The organism is Flavobacterium gelidilacus DSM 15343, from assembly GCF_000422685.1.
GTDB classification, from domain to species: Bacteria; Bacteroidota; Bacteroidia; order Flavobacteriales; family Flavobacteriaceae; genus Flavobacterium; species Flavobacterium gelidilacus.
In genome coordinates, this window is the sequence record NZ_AUGN01000004.1 from 420,953 (window position 1) to 427,223 (window position 6,271).

Consider the following 6,271-nt stretch of genomic DNA (forward strand, 5'->3'; position numbering starts at 1 on the left):
GGTGCAAAAATAGAAAGAATTTTTATAGATTTTCAGATTTTCAGACAATAGATTTTCAGATAATAGTTATTTTACGGCTACATATCCGAAAATCTGAACATCCAATATCCGAATATCCAAAATTTTATGTATTTTTACCAACCAAACACAACACTACATTATGGGTCAAAAAATATTGCTCACTGCAAAGGAAGTCAATATCATACTGCATCGTTTGGCTTGTCAGTTAATTGAAAATCATCTCGATTTTTCAAATACAATCCTTATTGGAATCCAACCAAGAGGTACATTTTTAGCCAATAGATTAGCTTCAATATTAAAAGAAGATTACCAAATCAAAGATTTAAAAGTTGGTTTTTTAGACATTACTTTTTTTAGAGATGATTTTAGGAGAGGAGAAAAACCCCTTGAAGCTAATAGAACCGAAATTAATTTCATAGTTGAAGATAAAAAAATCGTCTTTATCGATGATGTGCTATATACAGGAAGAAGTATTCGTTCGGCTTTAACAGCCATTCAATCTTTCGGACGACCAGCAGAAATTGAACTTTTGACATTAATTGACAGACGTTTTAGTCGTCATTTGCCTATTCAACCCGATTATAGAGGAAGACAAGTGGATGCGATTAATAATGAAAAAGTAGTCGTAAATTGGAAAGAAAATGATGGTGAAGATGCTGTTTATTTGGAAAGAAAATAGAACAAAGAAGAAAGAGAAAAGAGAACACACAACAACAACAACAACAAAATAAATGAAAGAACTATCAGTAAATCATTTACTAGGCATAAAATACATTAATAAAAACGATATTGATTTAATTTTTGAAACGGCAGATCATTTCAAAGAAGTCATTAATCGTCCTATTAAAAAAGTACCCTCATTAAGGGATATTACTATTGCAAATATCTTTTTTGAAAACAGTACAAGAACCAAATTATCATTTGAATTAGCTCAAAAACGCCTTTCAGCTGATGTTATTAGTTTTTCTGCTGCTCAATCTTCTGTTAAAAAAGGAGAAACCTTAATAGATACTGTTAATAACATTCTTTCTATGAAAGTAGATTTGGTTGTTATGCGGCATAGTAATGCTGGAGCAGCTCATTTTTTAGCAAATAATGTCAAAGCAAGTATTGTAAATGCTGGTGATGGTTCGCACGAACATCCAACGCAAGCATTGTTAGACAGCTATACTATTCGTGAAAAATTAGGTGATGTAGGTGGGAAAAAAGTTGTGATTGTTGGTGATATTTTACACTCAAGAGTTGCTTTGTCAAATATATATGCTTTGCAAATGCAAGGTGCTGAAGTTAAGGTTTGTGGACCAAAAACTTTAATTCCAAAATACATTGAATCGTTAGGCGTTTTGGTAGAGCCCAACTTAAGAAAAGCTCTAGAATGGTGTGACGTTGCTAACATGTTACGTGTTCAAAACGAAAGGCTAGATGTGAATTATTTTCCATCAACACGAGAATATACACAGCAATATGGTTTAGATAAAACTTTGTTAGATTCATTAAACAAAGAAATTTTAATCATGCATCCTGGACCAATAAATAGAGGTGTTGAGATCACTTCAGATGTAGCTGATTCAAATCATTCAGTAATATTAAACCAAGTTGAAAATGGAGTAGCAGTTCGAATGGCTGTGATTTATCTTTTAGCAAGTAAGATTAAACAATAAAGTAAAATAATATTTCAGTTTATTTGAAAAGATACTGAAATTAATTCAGCATAAAATGAAAGTAGAACAAAAAGGACATACAACCATTATCAGAGATACTCAAGGGAATTTTTCTAGTTTTATTGAAAAGTTGTCTGATCAATTCAATACTTATAAAGAGCAAAACCTAATTTTAGATGTAACAAAAGACGAAAATCTAAGCATCAATAATTTATTAGAAGTTAAAGATTTAGCCAAAAAACACAAAAAAGAGAATAAAACACTAGTTTTCGTTGCAGAAAATATCGATTTTAATGCAATTCCAGATAATTTATTAGTAGTTCCAACAGTTTTAGAAGCTCATGATATAATCGAAATGGAAGAAATTGAACGTGATTTAGGATTCTAAAAACATAAAAAATGACAAACAAAGTTAAAATATTCTTATACGCTTTTCTTTTAATACTTTTTAGTCTTTCATTAGCACTGCATATTATAAACGGTTTCAAATCTGGAAATTTTGAATATATTAGAATAGTAATTTCTCTTTTTGCTACAGGATTAGCCTTATATCAAATTATACTATTAAGCAAATTAGAAAACAAGAAATAAATTGAAAATTAATATTTTAGGTTGTTACGCTGCTACACCAAGAACATTTACAAATCCAACTTCTCAAGTTTTAGAGCTAAAAAATCAACTTTTTTTAATCGATTGTGGCGAAGGAACTCAGGTGCAATTGCGCAAGCAAAAAATCAAATTTTCAAGAATCAATCATATTTTTATTTCACATTTACATGGTGATCATTTTTATGGTTTAATCGGTTTAATTTCAACTTTCACTTTATTAAATAGAGAAAACGATTTACATGTTTACGGTCCAGTTGGCATTAAAGAAATTATTCTGTTGCAACTAAAAATTTCCAATTCTTACACAAGTTATAATTTATACTTTCAAGAATTAAGTTCAACCGAAAGTGAAGTCGTTTTTGAAGATGAAAAAGTTCAAGTGAAAACTATTCCTTTAAAACATAGAGTTTACACCAATGGATATTTGTTCAAAGAAAAAAACATCAAGCGTAAGTTAAACATTGAAGCTGTAGAAAGTTACAAAATTGATACTTGCTATTACCAAAAAATTCAGTTTGGGGGCGATGTGACTTTAGAAGACGGAAGAACTATTCCAAATACTGAACTTTCCTTTGAACCAGATTACGAAAAAAGTTATGCTTTTTGCAGCGATACGGTTTATAACGAAGATATTTTACCTATAATTAAAGATGTTGATGTTTTGTATCACGAAAGTACTTTCTTGGAAACCGAAGCTCATTTGGCAGAAAGAACCATGCACACAACGGCAAAACAAGCTGCTGAAATTGCAAAAAAAGCTAATGTCAAAAATCTTATAATGGGACATTATTCTACGCGTTATGGAAACATTGAACTGTTTAAAGAAGAAGCGCAACCCATTTTTGAGAGCATCCACTTAGCTGATGACGGAAAAAGTTTTGAGTTTTAAACATTTTTGTTTTTTGTCATTCTTAACTTGATTCAGAATCTTTTTTTTAAGCGAAACTTTCGTCTTTATCTAGCTACCATTTTCCTGCTGTCCATTCTATTCCCGATAAATCGGGAGATGCCATTCCCATCAGGGCTATTTAACATTTGTTAGGCATACTTATAAAGTTTATTCTTCGTAAATTTGTAACATAAAACATTAGGTTAACCATGAAAGATTTAGGAAACTATAGAAAATCATATGAAAAGAGTGAATTGTTAGAAAATTCAATTCCAGAAGATCCAATCAATTTATTTCACAAGTGGTTTCATGAAGTAGAAGAATATGATGGTGTTGGAGAAGTAAATGCTATGACAGTTTCTACAATTGGATTAGATGGTTTTCCAAAAAGTAGAGTAGTGCTATTAAAAAAATTTAACGAAGAAGGTTTTATTTTTTATACCAATTACGATTCAGAAAAAGGTAAGGCATTACTACAAAACCCAAATGTATGTTTATCTTTTTTTTGGCCAGTTGCCGAACGACAAGTCATTATCAAAGGAATTGCTGAAAAAACTCCAGATTTAATTTCAGATAATTATTTTGACTCAAGACCCGACGGAAGTAAATTAGGTGCAATAGTTTCTCCACAAAGTAATGTAATTCCAAATAGAGAATTTTTAGAGAATAAATTAAAAGAACTTGAACATTCTTTTGAAGGAAAAGTAATACCACGACCGGAAAATTGGGGAGGTTTTTTAGTTAAGCCAATTTCAGTAGAATTTTGGCAAGGTCGTCCTAACCGACTTCATGATAGAATAATTTTTACTATTATGGATGATTTTGAATGGAAAATTGAAAGATTAGCTCCATAATGTGGTTTTACCGTAAAGGTTTTACTGTTTCCTTGTATATTTAGCAAAAAGGTTTTTTTGTGTATTAATTATTTATAATTTAGTAAAACAAAACAAATATAAATATTAATAAGTTTTTTAAAAGCATCCCTAAAACTTTTAAAAATTCTAAATCTTAACCTACTATGAATGCTAAATTTTTAAGAATTATGGCAACTGCAGCAGTTGTTATATTCACCATGGTTTCTTGTTCAAGCCCAGAAGAAGCTTCAATTGAATCAGTAGAAGTTGTACAGTTTTATGATTATAGTGAAGTTGAAAATGAAACTTTAGATCTAATAAATAAATATAGGGATTCAGTAGGGTTTACTAAATTGGAAAAAATTAATCACATTTCTTATATATCTTCTGAACATTCAGATGAGATGGTTGAAACTAATATAATTGGTCACGCTAATTTTGCACAAAGACAATCAAATTTACACAGTGCTCTTGGTGCTTTGAAAGTTGGAGAGAATGTTGCTTATAATTATTCAACTCCAAAATCAGTGATAAAAGCTTGGTTAAAAAGCCAAAGTCATAAAGATAATTTAGATGGGGATTATACTCACTTCGGAATATCAATTAGAGAGAATGAAATTGGTCAAAAATTCTACACCAATATTTTTATAAAAAAATAAACTTAGTCAATATTGTAAAGTATAAAAAAAAGCCATCTCGTTATTGAGATGGCTTTTTTATGCTTTATCTTGATTTATTATGATTACATTTCTAAAATAATAAATTCACTTCGTCTATTTTTTTGGTGTTCTTCTTCTGTACAAGTAGAATCATTCGTTGGTTCACAACCACAATCGTTTACTAATTTGCTTTCTCCATATCCGCGACCTGTTAAACGGTCTTTTGCAATTCCTTGTTTGACTAACCAATTAATAGTTGATTTAGCTCTTCGGTCAGATAAAGCCATATTATATTCATACGTTTGACGACAATCTGTGTGAGATCGAACATCAATTTTCATTGTTGGATGATCAATCATTACTTCTACAATTATAGCTAATTTTGCTGCTGCGTCTTTTCTAATATTTGATTTATCTAAATCGAAGTAAATCATTTCAATTCCAAATGTTTTTGCTAAATCGGTTCCAGTAGTAATTTGTTTTCTGTTTTTCTCTAACGGAATTTCAACAAATGTTTCTCCTGTTTTCTCTGCTGTGTGAACTGGTTTTTCATTTGATGAATATCCATTGATTCCGGTTACACGAACTGTATAATCTTTATCACATTCAATTTTATCTTTCTCAAAAGTGTATTTTCCGTTTTCATCTGCAAAAACCTGTTCAATTGTTTGCATGTTCTCATCCATTAAGGTGATTTGCGCATTTGGAATAACTGCTCCTGTTTCTTGATCTACCACCGCAATGGCCAATGTTTGTTCACATTTATATGGCAACGGAATGTTTTCTTTAAACTTATAAATATCATCATATCCTTGTCCACCTTCTCTATTGGAGGTAAAGAAACCGAATTTTGTTTGCGTATCGATTAGAAAAGCAAAGTCATCATCTTTACCATTTACTGGTGCTCCAACGTTATGTACTTCCTTAAAAGTTCCATCTTCTTCCATTTTTGATACGAAGATGTCTAAACCTCCAAGACCTAATTGTCCGTCTGAGGCAAAGTACAATTCGTTTTCATCACTTATAAACGGAAAAGTTTCTCTGGCTTCTGTATTGAATACGGCTCCAAGATTTTCGGGTTCTCCATAACTATCTCCATCAATTGACACTTTGTATAAATCAGATGCTCCAAGAGTTCCTGGCATATCTGAGGCAAAGTATAACGTTTTATCGTCTGGTGAAAGTGCTGGATGTGCTACACTATATTCATTGCTATTGAAAGGCAATTCGACTACATTTCCCCATTTATCGTCAACTAAAGTTGCTTTTAATATTTTTAATAGCATTACTTTTTCGCCACTTCTTCCCTTTTTACCATCAACATAATTGTTTCGGGTAAAGTACATTGTTTTTCCATCTTTAGTAAAAACAGGTGTTGATTCGTGAAACTTTGAATTGGTAGATTTTGAGAATTTATCTGCTTCTTGTAAATTTCCATCGCCACCTACTTTTGATTGATACAAATTAGTAAACGATTGGTTGGTCCATTTGTGTTTTCTACTAAAAACACCTCCTGTATCTCTTGCTGAAGCAAATACTAATTCTTCTCCATAAAAAGCAGAACCATAATCAGAGTAT

Annotated in this window: 8 protein-coding genes; 7 read left to right on the top strand and 1 reads right to left on the bottom strand. The window is 31.0% G+C overall.

Going from position 1 to position 6,271, the window contains the following annotated elements:
• Nucleotides 1–160 precede the first annotated feature (160 nt).
• From pyrR to G507_RS0104845, 7 genes are all read left to right on the top strand, one after another.
• Nucleotides 161–700, top strand: coding sequence for a bifunctional pyr operon transcriptional regulator/uracil phosphoribosyltransferase PyrR (gene pyrR / locus G507_RS0104815; protein WP_026716424.1), 540 nt, complete (start codon nt 161–163; stop codon nt 698–700).
• A 52-nt stretch (nt 701–752) separates the two neighbouring features.
• The gene (locus tag G507_RS0104820) at nt 753–1,682 is read left to right on the top strand and encodes an aspartate carbamoyltransferase catalytic subunit (RefSeq protein WP_026716425.1); all 930 of its coding nucleotides are present in this window, start codon (nt 753–755) and stop codon (nt 1,680–1,682) included.
• A gap of 55 nt (nt 1,683–1,737) precedes the next feature.
• A complete protein-coding gene (locus G507_RS0104825; RefSeq protein WP_026716426.1) occupies nt 1,738–2,070 on the top strand; it encodes a hypothetical protein in 333 nt (110 codons plus the stop codon).
• 11 nt (nt 2,071–2,081) lie between these two features.
• On the top strand, nt 2,082–2,273 hold the full coding sequence (locus tag G507_RS0104830; protein ID WP_026716427.1) for a hypothetical protein: 192 nt from the start codon (nt 2,082–2,084) through the stop codon (nt 2,271–2,273).
• A gap of 1 nt (nt 2,274) precedes the next feature.
• The gene (locus tag G507_RS0104835) at nt 2,275–3,180 is read left to right on the top strand and encodes a ribonuclease Z (RefSeq protein WP_026716428.1); all 906 of its coding nucleotides are present in this window, start codon (nt 2,275–2,277) and stop codon (nt 3,178–3,180) included.
• Between the two features lie 209 nt (nt 3,181–3,389).
• The gene (gene pdxH, locus G507_RS0104840; protein WP_026716429.1) at nt 3,390–4,034 is read left to right on the top strand and encodes a pyridoxamine 5'-phosphate oxidase; all 645 of its coding nucleotides are present in this window, start codon (nt 3,390–3,392) and stop codon (nt 4,032–4,034) included.
• 164 nt (nt 4,035–4,198) lie between these two features.
• The gene (locus G507_RS0104845) at nt 4,199–4,693 is read left to right on the top strand and encodes a CAP domain-containing protein (protein ID WP_026716430.1); all 495 of its coding nucleotides are present in this window, start codon (nt 4,199–4,201) and stop codon (nt 4,691–4,693) included.
• A gap of 83 nt (nt 4,694–4,776) precedes the next feature.
• Here the strand turns inward: G507_RS0104845 and G507_RS0104850 are convergent.
• The coding region (locus tag G507_RS0104850; RefSeq protein ID WP_026716431.1) for an OmpA family protein at nt 4,777–6,271 on the bottom strand (1,495 nt) is incomplete at its 5' end.